General features: G+C 59.7%; 22 protein-coding genes. 20 read left to right on the top strand and 2 right to left on the bottom strand.

From position 1 onward, the window contains the following. Positions 1-251 precede the first annotated feature (251 nt). Positions 252-467, top strand: a complete 216-nt coding sequence (locus tag HYE77_RS20005) for a hypothetical protein (protein WP_054919610.1) — start codon at positions 252-254, stop codon at positions 465-467. A gap of 96 nt (positions 468-563) precedes the next feature. Here HYE77_RS20005 and HYE77_RS20000 read toward each other — a convergent pair whose 3' ends face one another. Together HYE77_RS20000 and HYE77_RS19995 are read right to left on the bottom strand one after the other, a co-directional pair. Then, positions 564-992 (bottom strand): type II toxin-antitoxin system HicB family antitoxin, encoded by a 429-nt coding sequence (locus HYE77_RS20000; RefSeq protein WP_177069196.1) that lies wholly within the window; start codon positions 990-992, stop codon positions 564-566. Between the two features lie 53 nt (positions 993-1,045). Further along, on the bottom strand, positions 1,046-1,225 hold the full coding sequence (locus HYE77_RS19995; RefSeq protein WP_054919606.1) for a type II toxin-antitoxin system HicA family toxin: 180 nt from the start codon (positions 1,223-1,225) through the stop codon (positions 1,046-1,048). A 213-nt stretch (positions 1,226-1,438) separates the two neighbouring features. On the opposite strand from HYE77_RS19995, the gene HYE77_RS19990 reads away from it, so the two are divergent. From HYE77_RS19990 to HYE77_RS19905, 19 genes are all read left to right on the top strand, one after another. Then, positions 1,439-1,756 carry a phage holin, lambda family gene (locus HYE77_RS19990; RefSeq protein WP_078827106.1) on the top strand — a complete coding sequence of 106 codons (318 nt, stop codon included), beginning with the start codon at positions 1,439-1,441 and terminating at the stop codon, positions 1,754-1,756. Next, positions 1,753-2,139 carry a hypothetical protein gene (locus HYE77_RS19985; protein WP_177069195.1) on the top strand — a complete coding sequence of 129 codons (387 nt, stop codon included), beginning with the start codon at positions 1,753-1,755 and terminating at the stop codon, positions 2,137-2,139. The genes HYE77_RS19990 and HYE77_RS19985 overlap by 4 nt, the downstream gene beginning before the upstream one ends. Positions 2,140-2,158: 19 nt before the next feature. Continuing rightward, the gene (locus tag HYE77_RS32625) at positions 2,159-2,287 is read left to right on the top strand and encodes a hypothetical protein (protein ID WP_256347409.1); all 129 of its coding nucleotides are present in this window, start codon (positions 2,159-2,161) and stop codon (positions 2,285-2,287) included. A gap of 316 nt (positions 2,288-2,603) precedes the next feature. Further along, the gene (locus HYE77_RS19980; RefSeq protein ID WP_177069194.1) at positions 2,604-3,053 is read left to right on the top strand and encodes a proteasome subunit beta; all 450 of its coding nucleotides are present in this window, start codon (positions 2,604-2,606) and stop codon (positions 3,051-3,053) included. A gap of 5 nt (positions 3,054-3,058) precedes the next feature. After that, complete coding sequence (locus HYE77_RS19975; protein WP_177069257.1) at positions 3,059-3,505, top strand: structural protein P5; 447 nt, start codon at positions 3,059-3,061, stop codon at positions 3,503-3,505. A 48-nt stretch (positions 3,506-3,553) separates the two neighbouring features. Beyond that, complete coding sequence (locus HYE77_RS19970; RefSeq protein WP_177069193.1) at positions 3,554-4,117, top strand: hypothetical protein; 564 nt, start codon at positions 3,554-3,556, stop codon at positions 4,115-4,117. Continuing rightward, complete coding sequence (locus HYE77_RS19965) at positions 4,107-5,789, top strand: terminase (RefSeq protein WP_177069192.1); 1,683 nt, start codon at positions 4,107-4,109, stop codon at positions 5,787-5,789. The genes HYE77_RS19970 and HYE77_RS19965 overlap by 11 nt, the downstream gene beginning before the upstream one ends. Continuing rightward, positions 5,786-6,139, top strand: a complete 354-nt coding sequence (locus HYE77_RS19960; RefSeq protein ID WP_167665334.1) for a hypothetical protein — start codon at positions 5,786-5,788, stop codon at positions 6,137-6,139. The genes HYE77_RS19965 and HYE77_RS19960 overlap by 4 nt, the downstream gene beginning before the upstream one ends. Continuing rightward, on the top strand, positions 6,132-8,501 hold the full coding sequence (locus HYE77_RS19955; protein WP_177069191.1) for a hypothetical protein: 2,370 nt from the start codon (positions 6,132-6,134) through the stop codon (positions 8,499-8,501). The genes HYE77_RS19960 and HYE77_RS19955 overlap by 8 nt, the downstream gene beginning before the upstream one ends. Positions 8,502-8,688: 187 nt before the next feature. Next, complete coding sequence (locus tag HYE77_RS19950; RefSeq protein ID WP_177069190.1) at positions 8,689-9,630, top strand: hypothetical protein; 942 nt, start codon at positions 8,689-8,691, stop codon at positions 9,628-9,630. Between the two features lie 47 nt (positions 9,631-9,677). Next, positions 9,678-10,616, top strand: a complete 939-nt coding sequence (locus HYE77_RS19945) for a hypothetical protein (protein ID WP_177069189.1) — start codon at positions 9,678-9,680, stop codon at positions 10,614-10,616. Between the two features lie 63 nt (positions 10,617-10,679). Continuing rightward, positions 10,680-11,363, top strand: a complete 684-nt coding sequence (locus tag HYE77_RS19940; protein WP_177069188.1) for a hypothetical protein — start codon at positions 10,680-10,682, stop codon at positions 11,361-11,363. Between the two features lie 3 nt (positions 11,364-11,366). Next, positions 11,367-12,065 carry a DUF6682 family protein gene (locus tag HYE77_RS19935; RefSeq protein WP_078826842.1) on the top strand — a complete coding sequence of 233 codons (699 nt, stop codon included), beginning with the start codon at positions 11,367-11,369 and terminating at the stop codon, positions 12,063-12,065. Continuing rightward, positions 12,062-12,607: a hypothetical protein gene (locus tag HYE77_RS19930; RefSeq protein ID WP_177069187.1), complete on the top strand. Its 546-nt coding sequence runs from the start codon at positions 12,062-12,064 to the stop codon at positions 12,605-12,607. Before HYE77_RS19935 ends, HYE77_RS19930 begins: the two co-directional genes overlap by 4 nt. Next, complete coding sequence (locus tag HYE77_RS19925; RefSeq protein WP_177069186.1) at positions 12,604-14,220, top strand: hypothetical protein; 1,617 nt, start codon at positions 12,604-12,606, stop codon at positions 14,218-14,220. Before HYE77_RS19930 ends, HYE77_RS19925 begins: the two co-directional genes overlap by 4 nt. Next, positions 14,220-15,983: a DUF1983 domain-containing protein gene (locus HYE77_RS19920; RefSeq protein ID WP_177069185.1), complete on the top strand. Its 1,764-nt coding sequence runs from the start codon at positions 14,220-14,222 to the stop codon at positions 15,981-15,983. The genes HYE77_RS19925 and HYE77_RS19920 overlap by 1 nt, the downstream gene beginning before the upstream one ends. Beyond that, positions 15,980-16,261 carry a hypothetical protein gene (locus HYE77_RS19915; protein WP_177069184.1) on the top strand — a complete coding sequence of 94 codons (282 nt, stop codon included), beginning with the start codon at positions 15,980-15,982 and terminating at the stop codon, positions 16,259-16,261. Before HYE77_RS19920 ends, HYE77_RS19915 begins: the two co-directional genes overlap by 4 nt. Beyond that, positions 16,258-17,094 (top strand): hypothetical protein, encoded by an 837-nt coding sequence (locus tag HYE77_RS19910; protein WP_177069183.1) that lies wholly within the window; start codon positions 16,258-16,260, stop codon positions 17,092-17,094. The genes HYE77_RS19915 and HYE77_RS19910 overlap by 4 nt, the downstream gene beginning before the upstream one ends. A 17-nt stretch (positions 17,095-17,111) precedes the next feature. Beyond that, entirely contained in the window at positions 17,112-18,929 is a 1,818-nt protein-coding gene (locus tag HYE77_RS19905) for a GDSL-type esterase/lipase family protein (RefSeq protein ID WP_177069182.1), read from the top strand. Position 18,930: the final 1 nt, after the last annotated feature.

The following is an 18,930-nucleotide window of genomic DNA, read 5'->3' as shown; positions in this document are numbered from 1 at the left end:
AGCCCCGCCATTGTGCGGGGTTTTGCGTTTCTGGAAGGTGGCGCCAAGTGGTAGGCAAACCGGTTTGAACCCGGTGCAACTGGAAACGGTAGGGGTTCGACTCCTCCGCCTTCCGCCAATCAACGAGTTTATGTGGGTGAATGCTCAAGGATGAGCAAAGGCCGGATCAGCAGCATGGATCGCGTCCGTTTGCCCGCGCCTATTCGCTTTATTCGGGATAGTCCCCGTCAGCAAACTCAGTAGGTGAAACCATGCCATATGTAGTGATCCCTCAGCCTTTTCCCAATTCGCCGCTGCAGACCCAGTTCGCGACCGAGGATGAGGCGAACGCCCGTGCTGAACAGATGGTCCAGCAGGCGCCCAAGCAGCCCGTGTATGTCGCGGAGCTGAAAACGATGTACCAAGGCTCAGTGACCGTCACCACCGCGGCGGCAGTTGCTCAGCCACTGAATCCCGAACAGGGGTGATTGCACCGCCACGCCGTGAGGCGTTGCAGCGACGTGCCGTATCGTCGAGATGACGACACACAAGCACAAACCGCCAGGGTTCGCCCTGGCACCTATTCAGGCTGCCTCGACAGACACCGACAGGCGTTTACCGAGCGCGGCCAAGGCCTTTTCCACCTGTTCCATCTTCGATGTGTGCAGGAAGTCGACCAGGCGGTCCCCCTGGGCCTGGTGAACGCCCAGCAACCGGCACAAGTCGGCCTTGCGCATATCCCGATCCATCATCGAGTTCCACAGGGCGATCTTTGCCACGGTCACCGCTGGTAAGTGGATGACGTGTTCGCCCGCCTGGGGTGCTGATGCCGCTGGAATCGCTCGGCGCTCGTCGACGTAGATGGATAGCGCACTCTCAATCGCGTCCTGCGCTTCACGGATCGCGTGTTCTTTGTCGTCGCCATAGCTGTTCAGCTCTGGCAGGTCACGGCAGAACACGGCCAGGCCGGGAGCGCTGTCGTCCTGCTCAAAGCGGATTGCGTAGTTGTACATGGTCACTCCTTTGGAGGTGATCGCTCAGCGTGCAGATGTGGTGAAGGGGCTCATCAGAGCCCCAGTTGTTTAATGATCGCCTTGCGGGTCGGTTCGGGCATTTCCTTGCTTCCGTGATCCGCGAAGGTGGTCCTATTGCCGTTTGGGGCGATTACTTTGAAGTGGCTTCCCTTGCCAGCTTCGAAGGTCACCCCTTGGGCCTTCAACCATCGTCTGAACTCGCTGAACTTCATCACCTCGCCTCGTTGTTGGGGTGAGGCCATTATACAACACATTTGTAGTAGCACAACACTTTTGTTGTGAATTTATCCATTAAGGGCTTCCTCCCCCCCCACGAGGCCTTTCCGTTTTCGGTTCCACCACGCCCATTGCTCCGAGCTGGGAGTGCTGCTGGAGCCGGATCTATCACGCTCCCTTGTAGGGAGGACTACTGGATGTCCATGAACATGCCTGAGAAAAACCCCGACTTCTGGGCCCAGGTTTGGCTGGTCCTCTCCAATCCACTGTGGCAGGGCGCAATCATGGCCTTCACGATCACGCTGTTGCGCGTGCTGTACGACGCCAAAGAGCCGAATTACTGGCGCACCTTGTTCGAAGCGCTGCTGTGTGGGGCTTTGAGCCTGTCAGCAAGCAGCATCATCGAGTGGATGGCCTGGCCGCCCAGCTTGTCAGTCGCCGCCGGCGGTGCGATTGGCTTCATAGGAGTCACGGCGATCCGCGACCTGATCATCAGGTTTCTAGGAAAAAAGGCGGATTCACTATGAAGGCAGTTGCAGTGGCAATCATCGTCGCCTTGGTGGGCCTTTTGCTGGTCGGCATCCAGCAGCAGCGAGTCGTCGCCCTGCGCGGTGAGGTCGCTTTCGAGGCCAGCGAGAAGAAAAAGGCCGTCGACGCAAATACTGAAAGCCAGGCCACCATCACAACGCTACGTGCTGAGGCTCTCCGTAATGCCGCATATACAGCGGATCTGGCTAAGCGAATCAAGTCCAGCGAGAAGAAAGCCGAGAAGGCGAGGAAAGACTTTGAAGACCTCAAACGCAACAGTAAGCCTGTTCGTGACTGGGCTGCTCAGCCTCTGCCTGACGGCCTGCGCGGCAAAACCGGTAGTAGTCACAAAGACCCAGGCCGTAAGGCTGGAAGCCCCTGAGCTGATCCCGTGCGAACGAGTGGACCAGGACGAAGCCGACCTTCGCCTCAATGGCGACGTTTGGGAACTGAAGGATAAAGCCATCAAGTTGCTGGACACCTGCGCCGACCAGGTGGACGCACAGATCGTCCGCAGCCAGAGCAAGTAATCCGCGCCACGTTTTCGAAAGCGCCAAATCGTGGCGCAGGATTGGAGATGGCCAGAACAAGACAGCCGTATACGCCGTGCAAGCTCTATATCGACGGCGCCCAGGGGCTGGAGGCAGGCGATTACATCACTACATCAGGCGGATCTGCCTATCTCGTGCAATCCACCCGCACCAGTCCTACACGGCCAGAGCGGCTTTACATGCACTGCCTGCGATGGCCTATCGACCTCATCCCCGATGACGCCAAGTGCTACCGGTTGAACTGGTACCGGCGGTGATCGGCTTCCTGCTCACAGACTCACTTCACGGTAATTCAATGACGACAATTGCCTATAAAGACGGCGTCATCGCCTATGACGGCCGTCAGGTCCGTAATGACCGCATCGTCTCCGACAGCGCGTCGAAGTGCCTGGTTGTAGATGGTGTCAGCTTCTTTTTGGCAGGCGCCGTATGCGACGAAAAAGCTTTGATCGCTGCCTACTTCGGCACACCTTCGAAAGTACCTGTGGAGTGTTCCGGTTATGTCGTCGACGGCGGCAAGTTGATGATGATCGGTTATGACGACACGACCGGGATATGGAAACAGGATCTCGATCCAGCGAACCCGGACGCTATGGGGAGTGGCGCGCCATTCGCCTTGGCTGCAATGGACATGGGTGCAAGCGCGGAGGAGGCGGTGCGCGCAGCGATGAAGCGGGATATCTACACGGGCGGCACGGTCCGCACCTTCACCATAGCTCCAGTGGAGCCGAGGGTTACACCATGACCACCATCACTACGCCTCGCGGCGTGCGCAATAACAACCCCGGAAACATCGACTACAACCCGCGCAACGCCTGGCAAGGGCAGCTTGGCCTGGAAGTCGGCGTGCCATCCCCACGTTTTGCACGCTTTGACACACCCGAGAACGGTATCCGCGCCCTGGGCAAGCTGCTGATCAACTACCGCGGCAAAGACGGCATGCCTGGCGTGGGTGGCCCTGGCATCGACACGGTCCGCGAAACCATCACCAGGTGGGCGCCGGGCAACGAGAACAACACCGAGGCCTACATAGCGGCCGTGGCCCGCCGCTTGGGTGTGAATGCCAATGACGTGATCGACGTCCGGAAGCTTGCAACGCTGCGCGTGATGGTCTCCAGCATCATTTCTCACGAATGTGCAGGCTTCGCCTATCCAGAGGCGGTTTTAGCCGAAGGGCTCCGCCGGGCGCTGGCATAACACACACCATTTCAACAACCCGATCTGCAAGCAAAGGAAGCTCCCCCCATGGCTGCTAAATGTGATTGGGCAGCCGTCGAAAGGGATTATCGGACGGGCTGCTATACGAACCGCGAGCTCGGCCGCCGGCATAACGTGTCGGAAGGCAGTATCCGTAACCGCGCTACGAAGGAAGAGTGGCAGAAAGACTTATCGGAGATGATCCGGCAGCGCGTGCGTGAGAAAACCGGGCGCGCCGCCGCCGCTGAAGTTACTGAGGCAACGAACGACGCCGAGATTGTAGAGCAGGCAGCCGAGGCTGGTGCGCAGCTCGTGCGCGGCCACCAGGTGCTGATCGCTCGTGCGCGCGGCATTGCCCAGCAGTTCATTGAGCGTATATCCGAGCAGCTCGCGAACGAAAAAATCAAGGTGATGATCCAGGGCAACAAGGCTATCGAGATCGATATCCCACTGGACTACGTTGGTAAGAGCCTCGGCCACGCCACGCAGTCGATTGAGCGCCTGATCAAGCTGGAGCGTCAGGCCCACGGCCTGGATACCGACAAAGACCGAGAAAGCGCAGGCAAATCCCTTGAGGATCTGCTGGCTGAGGCTGCTGGTGATGGCGAATGAAACGGACCGTCAGCGCCTGGTGCGCGAGGGCGATGAGCTCATTGGGCTGCACCTCGCCAAGCAGCTGAAAGGCAAAGCCCTTCTGCTGAAAGCCCTGGGCAACAAGTGGTACAGGCTCAACGCCCTGTACAAAATCAAGGACAAAAACGGCAAGGTCCGGCGCTTCAAGCCGAATCAGCAGCAGCGCGAGCGGTTCCTCGATGAGCATAACCGCGACATCATCCTCAAGGCCCGGCAGTTGGGCTTCACCACCTTCGAGATGATCGACGCACTCGACGATTGCCTGTTCACCAGGAACTACAGCGCTGGCTGTATCTGCCACACGCTGCCGGACGCTAAGGAGATCTACCGAAACAAAATCAGGTTTGCCTACGAAAAGCTGTCAGGCGACCCGGCCTGGTCGGCAATCTTCAAGCTGATCGGTATGCGCCTGCCGGTACCGCGCAGCGACAAGGATCAGGGCTACATTTTCGACAATGGCTCAAGCATCCAGGTGTCGACGTCGTTTCGGGGTGGCACGCTCCAGCGCCTCCATGTTTCTGAGTTCGGCAAGATCTGCAAATTGAGCCCGGACAAGGCTCAGGAGATCGTCACCGGTGCGTTTGAGGCGGTGGGCCTGGGGAACCGGGTCACAATCGAAAGCACCGCCGAGGGTCGTGAAGGCTACTTCTTCACCTATTGTGAGTTGGCCAGGGCCATCAAAGACGCCGGCCGCACGCCGACGGTGATGGATTGGCAGTTCCACTTCTTCCCCTGGTTCAAAGACCCCACGTATCGCCTCGAGGCATACGACCAGGTGGTGGTGCCGCAGTGGCTGCAAGAGTACTTCGCCGAGCTGGCAACGAAATACGGCATCCGTTTGGATCGCGCGCAGCAAGCCTGGTACGCCAAAAAGGCCGAAGCGCTGCACGACGACATGAAACGTGAGTACCCGGCCACGCCTGACGAAGCGTTTGACCAGGGTATCAAGGGTGCCTACTACCTGACGCAGATGCGTTATCTGAGACAGCAGGGCCGGATCACCAAGGCGGTGACTCGCAACCCTACCTTGCCGGTGTTCACTGCCTGGGACTTGGGCATGGGTGACGCTATGTCCATCGTGCTGTTCCAGGTGGTGGGCCGCCAGGTGCACATCATCGATTACATCGAGCATTCCGGCGAGGGCATGGAGTACTACGGCGACCTGCTCAAAAAGCTGGGGTATTCCTACGGCGCGCACTACGCCCCGCACGACATCGTGGTGCGCGAGATCGGCACGGGAAAATCTCGAATCGACGTGGCAAAGCAGTACGGGATCACGTTCCAGATCGTCCCGCGCGTCTCCCGCAACAGCGAAGGCGTGCAGGCGGTGCGTAACTTCCTGCCGCTGTGCTGGTTCGCCGAGGATGAGCAGGACACCCGGGAATCAACCGGCGATGCGGACACCGGCAAGCCCAGAACCGCGGGCGTGTCACGGCTGATTGACTGCATCGATAACTACCGCAAGGAGTGGGATTTGAGGTTGGGCGTGTACAAAGATCAGCCGCGCCACGACTGGGCAAGCCACGGGGCCAAGGCATTTGAAACCCTAGCTCGCTGCGGAGTCTTCGAGGCTACGGCAGGGGCAATTCCCTCGACCCCAACAACATCAAACACAGATCGAGCCCGACGCAACTGGAGCGCGCACACATGACCACTATGTTTATTGAATGGAAGCAGGTCGCCGACGTCATAGCCCGCCTGGTTGCCCCGCTCACCGTCCAGAGCTTTCAGCTGCGTCGAGATATCGGTTTGGTCCAAGTCGACGCGGTAGAGATCAAGGAGCCGGATGGCGCGCACCCTGCAGTTCGGGTGCAGTTCGAGATGGCTCACGACCTGGGCGTGACACTCAACGTCAAGTTGGCCGAGTTTGCGGCCGACCCTGTCAACTACATGCAGGATCTGCTGGCCAACCTGCGGCAACTAGAGCACGGCGCGAAATTGCGCCGCTCCGGCCGGCAGGCTGAAATCAACAATGTTCATGAGGCAATGATCCATGGCTGAATTAGGTTTGCTGCAATTCAGGAGCGCCGCAGACCTGCATGCTGATGACGTCGCCGCTGAGGAGCAGGCGCTGCAAAGCCGGCGCGCTCTACAGGTGCAGTCGTCTTTGGCAGCGCACATCCGTCGGTGCTTCGAGTCTGCCAAAAACGCCAAGCGTGAAATCGATGATCGGCTGCTGGACTGCGCGCGGCGCCAGAAAGGAAAGCATGAGGAGACGAAGCTCCAGGCGATTCGGGAAGCTGGCGGCAGCGAGATTTATCCCAAGCTGACAACCACCAAGTGCCGAGCGGGTGCTTCATGGATTCGTGACATCCTGATCCCGGTCAATGGTCACCCGTGGGGACTTGATCCAACACCGGTGGCGGACATCCCGCCCGAGTTTCTTGCTGCATTTCAGCAGAAGCTCGCCCAGCAGATGATGCAGTCCCAGCAGTCCCAGCAGTCTCAGCAGGGTGAACAGGCCCAGCAGGGTGAGCCGGGAGGGCAGGGGCAAAAAACGCCGCCACAGACGATGCCTGACCCGACCGAACTGGAAGTGAAGCTGCGTGAACTCATCCAGGCCAAGGCCAAGGAGGCAAGCGAGGCCCATGAAACGCTTATCGCCGACCAGTTGGCCGAGGGCGGGTGGGAAACCGCGCTCGAGGAGTTCATCGACGACTTCACTATCTATCCGGCGGCATTCGTTAAAGGGCCATTGCTTCAACGTGTGCCGCAGATTGCCTGGGGCCAAAACTGGCAGATGATCGAAACAGAGGAGATTCAGCCCCTGTTTCACCGGGTCTCGCCCTTCGATATCTACCCGTCGCCAGACTCGACGAACACCGATGACGGCGCATTCATCATCGAGCGCGAACGCTATACACGGTCGCGCCTGAACGCACTCACGGGTGTTCCAGGCTACAGCGACAACGCGGTTCGTGCCGTGCTTACCGAACATGGCCAGGGTGGCCTGCGCGAATGGCTCGCAACGGATTCGCAGCGCGCACGGCTTGAGGATAAAGCCGGCGACTGGATGATCAACAACGGCGAAACCATCGAAGGCTTGCACTATTGGGGCGGCGCCCAAGGGCTGATGCTGCTGCAATGGGGAATTGATCCGTCCCAGGTGCCGGACGTGCTTGATGAGTACCAGGTAGATGCAATCCTGATCGGCAATCACGTTATCCGCTGTGTGTTCAACCGCAACCCTTTGGGCGGCCGGCCATATCACAAGGCGTCGTTTCAGATCGTGCCTGGCTCGTTCTGGGGCATGGCAATTCCTGAGCTGATGAGTGACGTGCAGGACTTCTGTGGCTCAACAGCTCGTGCCCAGGCCAATAACATGGCGTTTGCCAGTGGCCCGCAGGTGGAAGTGGATGAAGACCGCTTGCAGCCAGGTGAAAACCCGAACGAGATGTACCCGTTGAAACGCTGGCGGGTGAAAAGCGGCCAGACGCCAGGAATGCAGGGAGGGGCGACGTCACCGGTGATTCGTTTTTACCAGCCCGTCAGCATGGCTGGAGAGCTCCAGGCGGTCTATGACTCATGGGAGAAGCGCGCGGACGACGCGACGAACATCCCGCGTTACATCTACGGCGCGGAGAAGGTCGGCGGTGCAGGCAACACGGCCAGCGGCCTGTCGATGCTCATGGAGTCGGCCAACAAGGGGATCAAGGATGCGATCCGCCATATCGACCGTGGGGTGGTTCGCCGCGTCATCGAAGCGTTGTGGCTGTTCAACATGCGCTACTCCGATGACAACGCCATCAAGGGCGATTGCAAGGTCGTGGCCCGGGGCGCAAACGCGATGCTCCAGCGTGAGCAAACGCTGAACGCGCGCACGCAGTTCCTGAGCTTCACCAACAACCCGACCGACATGCAGATTCTCGGTCTTGAAGGCAGGGCAGCGATCCTGCGCAAAGTTGCTGAAAGCTTGGATATGCCCGGCCTGATTCCAACGAAAGCCGAGATGAAGGCACGGGAGGAGCAACAACAGGCGCAGCAGGCCCAACAGCAGCAACAGCAAGCCGCTGCCGTGGGACAGCAGGTCGAAGCGGAAACCGAGAAAACTGCCGCACAAACGGCTGAACTGACCGCGAAGGCCGAGAAAACCCGCGCTGAGGCCCAGCGCCTCGGCATGAGCAACGGCGCCGTGGTCGCCCAACTTCAACATGCAGGTGGCGGAGCCAATGAAACCCAGCAACCAACAGTGGCAAGCCCTGGTCAATCTGACCAACAGCCCGGAATGGAAGCACCTCAAGGAGATACTGAGCAGCCATTTGATGGAGGCCCAGCAGAGCCTGGAGGGGGTGAACAACCTGGAGAGTTTATTCAGGGCTCAGGGCCGGGCGAGCCTGGCCAGGGAGCTGATCAAGTCGTTTGAAGAATCCCGCGAGGCGCTTGAGCGAATCCAGGCAAGCACCTCGCGGTCATCCCAGTAGCTACAGAAAAGCCGCCCACTTGAGGCGTTTTTTTTGTGGCCACTCTCCGGACATTCGGCCAAGTGCCCGGAACCAGTAGCACATCCAGAAGCCCGGACCTGCCGGCTCTACCCAAGGAGAACACGATCAATGAGCACGCTACCCCGCAACGTACAGGCGCAAATCGATGAAGCAACGGCGATTCAGGAAGCACTGAACAAGCCGGCCGAGAACCCCGCACCAGATGCGGCTCCGGCAGCAAATCCCGACGCGCCGGTGATCTCAGATCCACAAGCTCCCACCAAAACGGACCTGGCCCCGGCCGCCCGCGACGATGGTGCTGATTACTGGCAGCAACGCTTCAAAGTCATGCAAGGGAAATACAACGCCGAAGTACCGGCGCTGCAACAGGAAGTGTCCCGGCTGACCGCAGAACTGGCAAAGGCGCAAAAGCCCGCAGGCAATGCCGTGCAGCGCGCAGTGTCGGATCTAACCCCTGAGGAGATCGAGAGCTACGGGCCGGACCTCGTTGCACTCATTCAGCGAGTGGCTGGTGGCCAGGCATCTGCCGCCAATCCCGCAGAGCTGGACACGATCAAAACCGAACTCGAGGGGTTGAAGCAAAAAACCCAGAAAAGCGAGCAGGAAAAGGCCGAGCAGGCGCAGGAAGAATTCTTCCGGCAACTGATTCAGCGTGTTCCTGACGCAGTTGAGATCAACGGATTGCCCGCGTTCCATGAGTGGCTCAGCCACATGGACACGTTCACCGGCAAAGAGCGGCAGCAGCTTTTGATCGAGGCCCAGACAGCCAACGACGCATACCGCGCCGCCGCGCTGTTCCAGGCCTTCAAAGACGCGCAGCCCGCACCGGCGGCACCGAGCCCAGATCGCACCATCCCACCGGAAAACGTTCAGCCACGCTCCACTCGCACCGATCCTACGCCGCCGGCGGAGGGCAAGTGGTGGAGCAATGCTGAAATCAACGAGTTCTATAAGGATGTGGCGTTGGGCAAGCGGTACACCAAAGCCGAAGCGGCTGCGATTGAACAGGACATTTCAGACGCGGTAGCAAATGGTCGCATTTCGCGATAGCACGCGCTCTGTAACGCCGCGAGGCGTCAGGAAATAGGAGCTACACCATGGCAGGTCCAGCACGCGCCGCAGGGCATCCAGACTACAGCTCTACCAGTGCCTCGGGTTTTATCCCGGCGCTCTGGTCGGGCAAGCTGGTGCAGAAGCTGTACGCCGCAACCGTTTTCGGTGAAATCGCCAACACCGACTACGAAGGCGAAATCAAGAACCAGGGCGATACCATCAACATCCGCACCGTGCCGTCGATTGTCATCAAGGACTACAAGATCGGCGGCGGTGTGGTCTACGAAAAGCCGGTCAGCGACAAAGTTACGCTGCAGATCGACCAGGGCAAGTACTTCGCGTTCGAGGTGAACGACGTCGATGCTTACCAGGCCGATATCAAGCTCATGGACGAGTTCAGCACCGATGGCGGTGAGCAGATGAAGGTGGCTATCGACACCCAACTGCTGAACCGCCACTACGCCGACGCTGCAGCGGCCAACCGCGGCGACAACGCCGGCGCCAAGTCCGGCGGCATCAATCTCGGCAAAGCTGGCGCGCCTGTGCAGATCACCAAGGACAACATCCTGGATGTGTTGGTGGACTGCGGCACCGTTCTCGACGAGCAAAACGTACCCGAGCAAGGCCGCTGGGTAGTGCTGCCGGCCTGGATGAACGGCATGCTGAAGAAGTCTGATCTGCGTGATGCGAGCATCATGGGTGATGCCACTTCGGTCTTCCGCAACGGCAAGGTCGGCATGCTCGATCGCTTCACGGTGTACATCAGCAACAACACCACCGCAGTGGACGATGCGGCCGCGGCAAAGCGGGCGAGCAACGTGATGTTCGGTCACAAGAAAGGCCTCACCTTTGCCAGCCAGATGACCAAGATGGAAACCCTGCCGAACCCGAACGACTTCGGCAAACTCGTTCGTGGTTTGAACGTGTTCGGTTCCGGCGTCATCGACCCGAAAGCGATCGGCAACCTGTACTGCAGCCGCTGATCACCATCATCTCCACCCCATAAGCGGCCACCAGGCCGCTTTTTGCTTTCCTCGGAGAAAATCATGATTCGCGAATTGATTGATAAGGCAAAAACAGCCGACAAAGACGGTTTGCTCGAAATGCTCAAAGATCTGGGCTTGAAGGCTGACCAACGCAAGAGCGAGGACACACTACGCTCCGAATTGCTCGCAGGGCTCGAAAAGGCCCTGGCTGACGAAGCCGACGACGAAAACGCGCCGAACCCTGATCTGGAACCTGGCAATGCCGGCACTGCTGGCATCGCTGATCCCAAGACTACCGGCGATCCTGTAGCCGGTACTGACTCCGCTGCGCACGCGGCATCGGGTGATGGTGCTGATCAAGCGGCGGAGGGCGACCAACCAGACGGCGACGCCGCAGCTGCAGAAACTGCTGCTGTTGAGACTGTGCAGGTCGCAGCCGACCCTGGCCCCGGGCGTCACGTCGGGCCTGTCACCGTGAACGGCGAGGACGGTCAGGTGTATCTGCCCGAGGCGCTTGTGCGCGATGCCAGCATCTCAGGCATCAACATGAAGTTGGTAGCAGGCGACCCGCCAACAGCCTCTGCTTTGGCCGAGGCCCAGGCGCCTGATCTCGAAGACGTTGACTATGATCAAGAACGCCAGGCGCCGGTCACCGGCAATCGTCTGCTGCGCAACACCAGGACCGGCTGCGAGTTCGTATGGACTACCGAGCTGGCGAAACTCTCCTACATGCAAGAGGTGTAAAACGTGGCCGTGACGACTGTAGGCAACATCCTGACCCGCGCCAAAAAGATCCTGCAGGAGGTCACTTCCAACGGCACCCGGTGGGCAAACACCGAGCTGCTGGATTGGCTGAATGAAGGGTATGCGGCAATTTGCAACATCAAGCCCAATGCCAGTTCCGTCACGGCCGAAATTACTTGCGCCCCGGGCACCAGGCAATCCATCCCCGAGGGCGGCCTGCGCCTGCTGGAGGTGGTGCGCAATATCACCCCCGCGGGCGGTGGGCTGAGCGTGATTCTCACGACCCGGGGCGCCATCGATTCAACCAGGCGCCGGTGGCACGCCGAGCAACAGGTTGAAGAGATCGAGCAATACATCTTCGACGAAGCGGCACCGCGTCAGTTTTATGTCTACCCGCCGGCGATGGCCACCAGCAAGCTGGAGATCATTTACTCGTCGGTGCCAGACCCGCACGCCCAGGCGATGGCCACCGACTCGGCCGCTGAAAAGATCCGCCTCGATGACTCGTTTGCGCCGGTGCTGGTGGATTACATCCTCTCCAGAGCCTACGCGAAAGACGCCGAACACGCGGCCAACCTCAACCGCGCAACGATGCACTTCCAGATGTTCCAGGCTGCCCTGGGCATGAAAGTGCAGACAGATCGCATGCTTGGCCCTCTGCCGGTCGCCGCCACATCCCAACAACAGGTACCGCAGCAATGAACGTGAGCCAGCTGGTCGACCAGATCCTGCCAAACGTGCCGGGGGTGGTAATCGCCTCTATCCGTGACGGTGTGGTCTGGGCGCTGCGCGAGCTGTGCACAGAGGTGCCGGCTTGGAAAGTCAGAATCCAGCTGTCCGATGGTGAGCAGCAGATCACCGCCGGTCCAGGCCTTGAGCCGATCCGCATCCAGGCGCTGTATCAGGATGGTCGGCCTGCACATTACCAAGTGTTCCAGCCTTCGCCGGACACTGTGATTGTCACCGGTGGCCCTTCGGGGCTGACCGCTGATGTGGTAGTGCGGCCCACGTTTGGCTCCACTGTGGCGGTGCCCCCGGACTGGCTGTTGGACCGTTACTGTGAGGCGTTGATGCTCGGCGCCCAGTACTGGCTGTGCAAGATGCCCGAGAAACCCTGGTCCGACATGCAGCGCGCCCTGATGGATCAGGCAGCGTTCTATGCCCTCTGCACCAATGCCCGATCTGAGGCGCTCGCCGGCCACCAGTCCGGCAGCATAAGGATGAAAACACCGAGGTTTCCATGACATCGATTGCGATCACGTCTTTCAAGGGCGAGCTGCCGGCACTGACCCCGCGTCTTTTGCAGCCGACCAACGCCCAGGCGGCCCGCAACGTAAACCTGCGCAAGGGGTCGCTGCGGGCTGAAAACGCGCCGCTGCCCGTGCTTGGGATTGGCGGCGTGATCAATCCGTCATCTATCTACCGGTACCCATTCGGCAACAACGGCGCCGGGTTCTGGTTTGCCTGGGGCGATGGTCAGCAGGTCAATGCAGCAAAAAGCCCGCTGGCGAAGGATGCTTGGTCGCGGGTGTACTGGACCGGCGACTCGTTTCCCAAGATGGCCCCCATCGGTGTCGCCACTCAGGGCGCCGGGCCATACCCATCCGGGTTTTATCGGCTGGGCATCCCTGCTCCGGTCAGCGCGCCATTGGTGACAGAGCCAGCCGGCGGTGAAGCACCGCCGACCACCACCGTGGGCGCGACGTATGTGGTGACCTATGTCTCAGCCTATGGCGAAGAGGGGCCGCCCAGCCCTGCGTCGAACATCATCAACCGCTGGGACGGCGCGGGCGACCAACTGCCTGGTAAGGTCAACGTTCAACTGCCGCCGTCGCCCAACGGTCCGTACAACATCGTCACCAAACGGCTCTACCGGTCGGAAAGTGGCGGTGAATTCCTGTATTTGGCTGACTTCCCTGTGGCCCAAGGCAGTTGGGTGGACGACGTAAATAGCGATGAGCTGGGTATTGCCTGCCCGTCGCTCACCTGGGATATGCCAGATCCGGCGATGGTCGGCCTGGTCGAGATGCCAAACGGCATATTTGCCGGGTTCTTCGACAACACGCTGTGCTTTTGCGAGCCGTATCACCCGCACGCCTGGCCGGTTGATTACCAAATTTCCTTTCCTGACAAAATAGTCGGGATTGGCGTCACCACTGCCGGGCTGGTGGTTGCCACCACCGGACGTCCACGACTGGTCACCGGCACAACGCCTGCGGCGATGAGCGCTGCTGACCCGGATGCAGACCGTGTGTGCGTGTCCAGGGGGTCGGTGGTCGATATGGGCGAGTACGTCGTCTATGCGTCGACCGAGGGGCTGGTGGCGGTGTCTGGCGGTGAGCCTCAACTGATCACCGACGGGGTGCTGACGCCGGAGCAGTGGCAAGCGCTGAATCCTGCATCGATTCATGCGTGTCGATACGAAGGTCGGTATCTCGCGTTTTACGACGGCGGGTGCTTTGCACTGGCCCCAGGCGAGGGGATCGAGTTCATTGACGCCCAGGCGGCCAACTCCTACTACGACATTGCGGCCTCCACGCTGTATCTGATCCAGGGCAACACGATTGCCAAGTGGCGAGGCGGGCCGCCAATGACCTACCGATGGCGCTCGAAGGTATTCGAGTTTCCACCAGGCTCAGCCAATTTCAGCTGCGGAAAGGTGGTGGCGGCGGCGTTTCCGGTCCGGTTCCGCGTGATCGCCGATGGCACCACTGCGCTCGACGCCGAAATTGGCAGTAACCAGATGTTCAGGCTGCCGCCGGGTTTCGCGGATGCGCGCGAATGGCAGGTGGAAGCGTCCGGCTCGACCGAAGTTTTCTCTATCCAAATTGCGAACACACCCTCTGAGTTGACCTAATGACGACAAAACGCTCAAGCCTTCCTGCACCCAGCAGCAAGGTTTCGGCGGAGTTGCGCCCGTTTTTCAGTGCTCTGACTGAGATCATTGAGACGGGCGAGGGGAATCGCGGGAATGGCCTCGACAAGAAGCTGACCTACCGGGATTTGCTGGAAAGCGGTGCGTTCACGCTCCGGCCAGGCTGGAAGCCAGGTGGTAACGGCGGATTGGTTCCAAGCCCTGGCGTGCCAGACCGGGCAATACCGCCTGCCCCTGTGGGGTTCCAGGGTGCTGGCGTGTTCGGCATGAACACCTTGACCTGGGATAACCCCTACAAGCTCTATCGAAACCACTCGCTGACCAACATTTACCGCAGTGAAACCGATAACTTCGGTCGGGCGACGCAGATCAGTCGCGCCACGGGCATGATGTACAGCGACACAATTCGAGGGGATGCAGTTGACCCCAACGACCCCAAGAAAGGGAAAGTGTATTTCTACTGGATCACCTGGGTTTCCACCTCGGGCATTGAGGGGCCGCCCAACAGCCCGGCCGGCACCGCCATCGAGGCGCAACTCGATATCGACTATCTGCTCAAGCTGATCACCAGCCAGACCAGTCAGAGCGAGCTTGCAAAAGCGCTGGCGAAAGCCATCGACCTGGAAGGGCTGAATCAGACGATAGCAATGCTGGATGCGGCCGCGCAGTCGGCGAGGCTTCTGACGTCCGCTGAGCGATTCCTGCGCGATGACGACAACGTCCAGATCCGCCGGCAAATCACTGATATTCGGGTGCAGACCGGCGAAGACGTGAAGGCGGCTATCACGCAGCTGCAGGAAGTCATTACCTCCGATCAGCAGGCAATCGCCCATCAAATCGACCTGATGCAGGTCAGCGTCGGTAAGGCCCAGGCCGATATCGTCGGCGAGCGATCGGCGCGTATTACTTTGCAGGACGCCGCCACCCAGGCACTGAACGGCATGTCGTCGCGCCTTGAGACCGCTGAGGCGGTGCTGACCGGTTACAGCGAGACCTTTGCAAGTGCTTTGGAAACCCAGGTTCGCAACATGATGAGTCTGGTCGCGCGGATGGATAACTCCGACGCGAAGTACGTCAGCGATCAGCAGACAATCGTCAACGAGTTTGAAGCGACCGCGCGAGCTATCACAACGCTGCAAAGCAACCTGAATGACCAGTCAGCAGCTATCGAGCAGACCCTTAGCACCCATTCCTCGGCGCTTGAGGGGCTGTCTGCTCAATACACGCTCCGGCTCGACGTAAACGGGCTTATCAGTGGCTTCGGCGCTTATAACAATGGCCAGGTGGCTGACTTTTCCATCTTGGCCAACCGCTTCTGGCTCGCCACACCAGGTGCTCACGGCCCGAACTACGTGAACCCATTTACCGTGGATAACGAGCGGGTCTACATCAACACACTGCTGGTGAAAGAAGCATCCATCCAGCAAGCGCAGATCGGCCCCATCAGCATTGGCAAGCTGACTGCCAATGACGGATTCACGCCGATTACCACGATTGGCGGCCAGCTGCGCGCCGAGGCCATTGACGTGGCGAGCATCACTATCGGTTTCGGCCAGATTTACGGGCAGTTGGTGAGCTCGCAGATAGGTGCCGGCGGGCTACCACGGTTCGTGATCGACCCGCAGGCTGGGATATTCATGAACGGGCTCGTGGGTGGGACGCGCATGGTCATGACGGACCAATATCAGCACTGGTACGACGCCGCCGGCGGCCTGCGCATTGAAATCGGGGAGATGATGGTATGACGTCGATCATTCGGTGCCGTGATGCGAATCAGCAGGTCACGTTCGATAGCACGGTTCGAACAATCCGAAAAATGGAGTCGATCCGAACGCAGAGCAACGCCGGTGGCAGCTTGGATCTGACGCAGTATGCGGGTTTCAAACTGGATATCAGCCTGATGCCTGCTGAAAACGTGGGGTTCTCTCCTGTGCCACTTGTGGTGATCAGTGCGGACGGCAATACGCTGACATGGTCCGCAGCGCCCGTGTCCTGCTTTCTGATCCTCGGGATTTCTTCATGAGCATCGGATTCAGGATCAAAAACGACTGGGGTAACCTCGCCGTCGATGAGAACAATCCGATCTTCATCGCGGTCGGCGAGAGCGCTGGGCACGTCGATAACGCCGGCTGGACTGACATCCGCCTCTACAAGGAAAGGGATGGCATCCCGCCGGTGGCGATCTTCCTGGAATACACGTTTTACGGCGTATCAACCAGTCCGACGCCGCCGCTGGTGTTCGCCAGGCCACGCAACGTCGCCTCGCAGGTTAACACCGTCATCGGCTACGTTGCCGCTAAGGGCGCGCCAGGCGCATGGACCGGTATGGTGGTGGTGTTCACCATCACGAACCTCCCAGGCAACCCGCAGAACACCGCGCAGCTGTATCCGCTTATGCGGGCCTATATGTGCGAGTTCCTGGTGGTGTTTTCCGGCGGTTATATCAGCGGCGAGACCCACGGCGTGCGAGTTTGGGCGCCAGGGTCGTCAACGGTGGTGTTCGACTCCGGAAACAATGCAGTCAGCTACAAGCGATCCAATGGCGTCTGGAACTACAGTCACCGCGACCAGGTGCTCAACGACCAATACCTCGAGGCTTGGAACGGTTCGGATACTTTCGGCGCGCGGAACGAGTGGATGCTGATCAGTTCTATCGGAACGGGCTATTACATGCGCTACAACGGTGAGGTAGCTGGTAGCAGGATGATTATTCCAGGCCTGATTGGCGAGCCCGTGCAGCGGCTAATCCTTACTGGCCGTTCTGGCACGCTGATTCATATGCCATTCCTCTTCATCGAAACCAGAAGGCCGGTCGAGCAGGGCGTTGTCCTGCCGACCGGCCCCGGCCCTGCGTAAACTCTTCAGGAAAAATCATGGCTACGACTCATATCTACCGCACTGGCACGGTCAGTATCGCTGCGGGCGCAGTAATTGCGACCGGCGCCGGTACAGCGTGGCTATCCAACGCCGCCAGGGGCGACGTGCTCCTGATCCCGAGCGGCCAATGCTTCGAACTGGTGACGGTCGAGTCTGACAACCGTCTGACACTCGACGCGGGCCCGGCGGTGGCCGTCAATGGTGCGCCGTATGTCCTGCTCCGATTTGCTACCGCTCAGAACGTGCGCGACCTCCTCGAGAAGGTCGAGGAGTTCCTGAAGGATCGGCAGGTGAGCCTCGCGGAGTTCGCAGACTGGGCCACGGGTTCAGCCAACGGCGGGCCGAACAAAGACGGCAAATATCCGCTTACTGACCGGTATGGCACGGTCACCATGGCCGCATGCCCGGCCAGGCTCGCAGTTATCGCCGGTTCCGGCGGCGGCGTTGGTGGCGGGGCCGGAACGGTCAAGAGGCTCAATGACGTTGTACCGGATGAGAACGGTAAACTTACAGTTACCCCCGGCGATATCGGGGCGGCGACAGCGGACCAGGGCAATTTGGCTGATGGTGCCGTGCAGAAGGCGCTGGCTCGCCTCTACAAGCCCTTGCTCACTGATGTGCTGGTGCTCGGTGACAGCCGCGCGTTTCAGTGCACCAAGGGCAACGTAGGCTTTGCCGACTGGGCTGTCTCTGAAACGGGCGGCCTTGCCGCGTTTCCGCTGTCCCTGAACAAAGGGATCGACGGCAACACCACTTCGCAAATGCTGGCACGGCTGCAAACCGATGTAATCGCAAACAGCAATGCCTTTGACGTGATGGTGCATTTTGGTACCGGAAACGACCGGATCAAAGGCATGACGCTGGAACAGACGATTCGAAATCTGGAGTACATGTACTCGGCGTTGATCAAGCGGGGCAAGATAGTCATTGCCATTGCTGAAACGCCAGTAATGGGCGCCAACGTTGGGCTCCCTGCGCAGCAGACCGCGAACCATTTTGCAGTCCACAACTGGTATTTGAACGTTGCACCTAGCCTGGGCGTGGTGGTGGTGAACCCCTGGGACGAAATGGTTGACCCAGCATCCGGTTCGAATTTTTGGCCTTTGGGCGGACTTACAGGTGATGGTCTCCATCCCACTGCGGCAGGCGCGCGAATCATTGGCCGCAAGGTCGCTGAGGCATTGAAACGCCTATTCACCTTTCCGGCAGTGCTCCCAACCGCGAACGTTGCTTACGACGCGGCGCTGGTTCCCGGCGGCAGCTTGATTCCCAACTCGCTTCTAACCGGTACCAATGGTGTGCTGGGTGGCGGCAGCAATGCCACCGGACAGTTGGCTTCATCCTGCACGTTGCTGGGGTCGGACCTCAACGGCCTGGCCGTGACCGCTTCAAAGGAGGCGGCAGATTTTGGATTCAAACAGGTTCTGCGGATTACCGGTATGCCGAGCGGCACCACACCGACGCTGACTTTAGAACAGTCGGTGGACGTCTCGAAACTCGCAGTGGGTCAACGCCTGCGTGCGGTGGCTGGTTGGGAGTTCATCAGCGTGAATACCAGCGTGCTGCAGGTGGCCCTCCAAATCGTGGCTGTGGGAGCGAGCGGCACCACCGTTGCCCAGATCGGGCAGAACCAGGAGCTAAATCACGCAATGCCAATCGGGACCATTGCCGGCACGCTTGTCACGCAGACGCTTGCCCTGTCGGAAGTGCCCACCAGCCTCAAGCTTCGGCTGTCCATCATTTTCAAATCCGGCACCGGCCAGGACGCAACGATAAAATTGCGTCAGGCGGATCTGACACGACTTTTCGCGTGAG

Source organism: Pseudomonas sp. IPO3774 (genome assembly GCF_013386835.1).
Taxonomy (GTDB): domain Bacteria; phylum Pseudomonadota; class Gammaproteobacteria; order Pseudomonadales; family Pseudomonadaceae; genus Aquipseudomonas.
Note: the sequence above shows the minus strand (reverse complement) of the source record. Positions and strands in the feature narration are given on the sequence as shown.

What these genes read in the sequence shown, in the direction of transcription:
- HYE77_RS20005 (WP_054919610.1), top strand. Translation starts at nt 252, where the DNA reads ATGCCATATGTAGTGATCCCTCAGCCTTTTCCCAATTCGCCGCTGCAG.
- HYE77_RS20000 (WP_177069196.1), bottom strand. Translation starts at nt 992, where the DNA reads ATGTACAACTACGCAATCCGCTTTGAGCAGGACGACAGCGCTCCCGGC.
- HYE77_RS19995 (WP_054919606.1), bottom strand. Translation starts at nt 1,225, where the DNA reads ATGAAGTTCAGCGAGTTCAGACGATGGTTGAAGGCCCAAGGGGTGACC.
- HYE77_RS19990 (WP_078827106.1), top strand. Translation starts at nt 1,439, where the DNA reads ATGCCTGAGAAAAACCCCGACTTCTGGGCCCAGGTTTGGCTGGTCCTC.
- HYE77_RS19985 (WP_177069195.1), top strand. Translation starts at nt 1,753, where the DNA reads ATGAAGGCAGTTGCAGTGGCAATCATCGTCGCCTTGGTGGGCCTTTTG.
- HYE77_RS19980 (WP_177069194.1), top strand. Translation starts at nt 2,604, where the DNA reads ATGACGACAATTGCCTATAAAGACGGCGTCATCGCCTATGACGGCCGT.
- HYE77_RS19970 (WP_177069193.1), top strand. Translation starts at nt 3,554, where the DNA reads ATGGCTGCTAAATGTGATTGGGCAGCCGTCGAAAGGGATTATCGGACG.
- HYE77_RS19965 (WP_177069192.1), top strand. Translation starts at nt 4,107, where the DNA reads ATGGCGAATGAAACGGACCGTCAGCGCCTGGTGCGCGAGGGCGATGAG.
- HYE77_RS19960 (WP_167665334.1), top strand. Translation starts at nt 5,786, where the DNA reads ATGACCACTATGTTTATTGAATGGAAGCAGGTCGCCGACGTCATAGCC.
- HYE77_RS19955 (WP_177069191.1), top strand. Translation starts at nt 6,132, where the DNA reads ATGGCTGAATTAGGTTTGCTGCAATTCAGGAGCGCCGCAGACCTGCAT.
- HYE77_RS19950 (WP_177069190.1), top strand. Translation starts at nt 8,689, where the DNA reads ATGAGCACGCTACCCCGCAACGTACAGGCGCAAATCGATGAAGCAACG.
- HYE77_RS19945 (WP_177069189.1), top strand. Translation starts at nt 9,678, where the DNA reads ATGGCAGGTCCAGCACGCGCCGCAGGGCATCCAGACTACAGCTCTACC.
- HYE77_RS19940 (WP_177069188.1), top strand. Translation starts at nt 10,680, where the DNA reads ATGATTCGCGAATTGATTGATAAGGCAAAAACAGCCGACAAAGACGGT.
- HYE77_RS19930 (WP_177069187.1), top strand. Translation starts at nt 12,062, where the DNA reads ATGAACGTGAGCCAGCTGGTCGACCAGATCCTGCCAAACGTGCCGGGG.
- HYE77_RS19925 (WP_177069186.1), top strand. Translation starts at nt 12,604, where the DNA reads ATGACATCGATTGCGATCACGTCTTTCAAGGGCGAGCTGCCGGCACTG.
- HYE77_RS19920 (WP_177069185.1), top strand. Translation starts at nt 14,220, where the DNA reads ATGACGACAAAACGCTCAAGCCTTCCTGCACCCAGCAGCAAGGTTTCG.
- HYE77_RS19915 (WP_177069184.1), top strand. Translation starts at nt 15,980, where the DNA reads ATGACGTCGATCATTCGGTGCCGTGATGCGAATCAGCAGGTCACGTTC.
- HYE77_RS19910 (WP_177069183.1), top strand. Translation starts at nt 16,258, where the DNA reads ATGAGCATCGGATTCAGGATCAAAAACGACTGGGGTAACCTCGCCGTC.
- HYE77_RS19905 (WP_177069182.1), top strand. Translation starts at nt 17,112, where the DNA reads ATGGCTACGACTCATATCTACCGCACTGGCACGGTCAGTATCGCTGCG.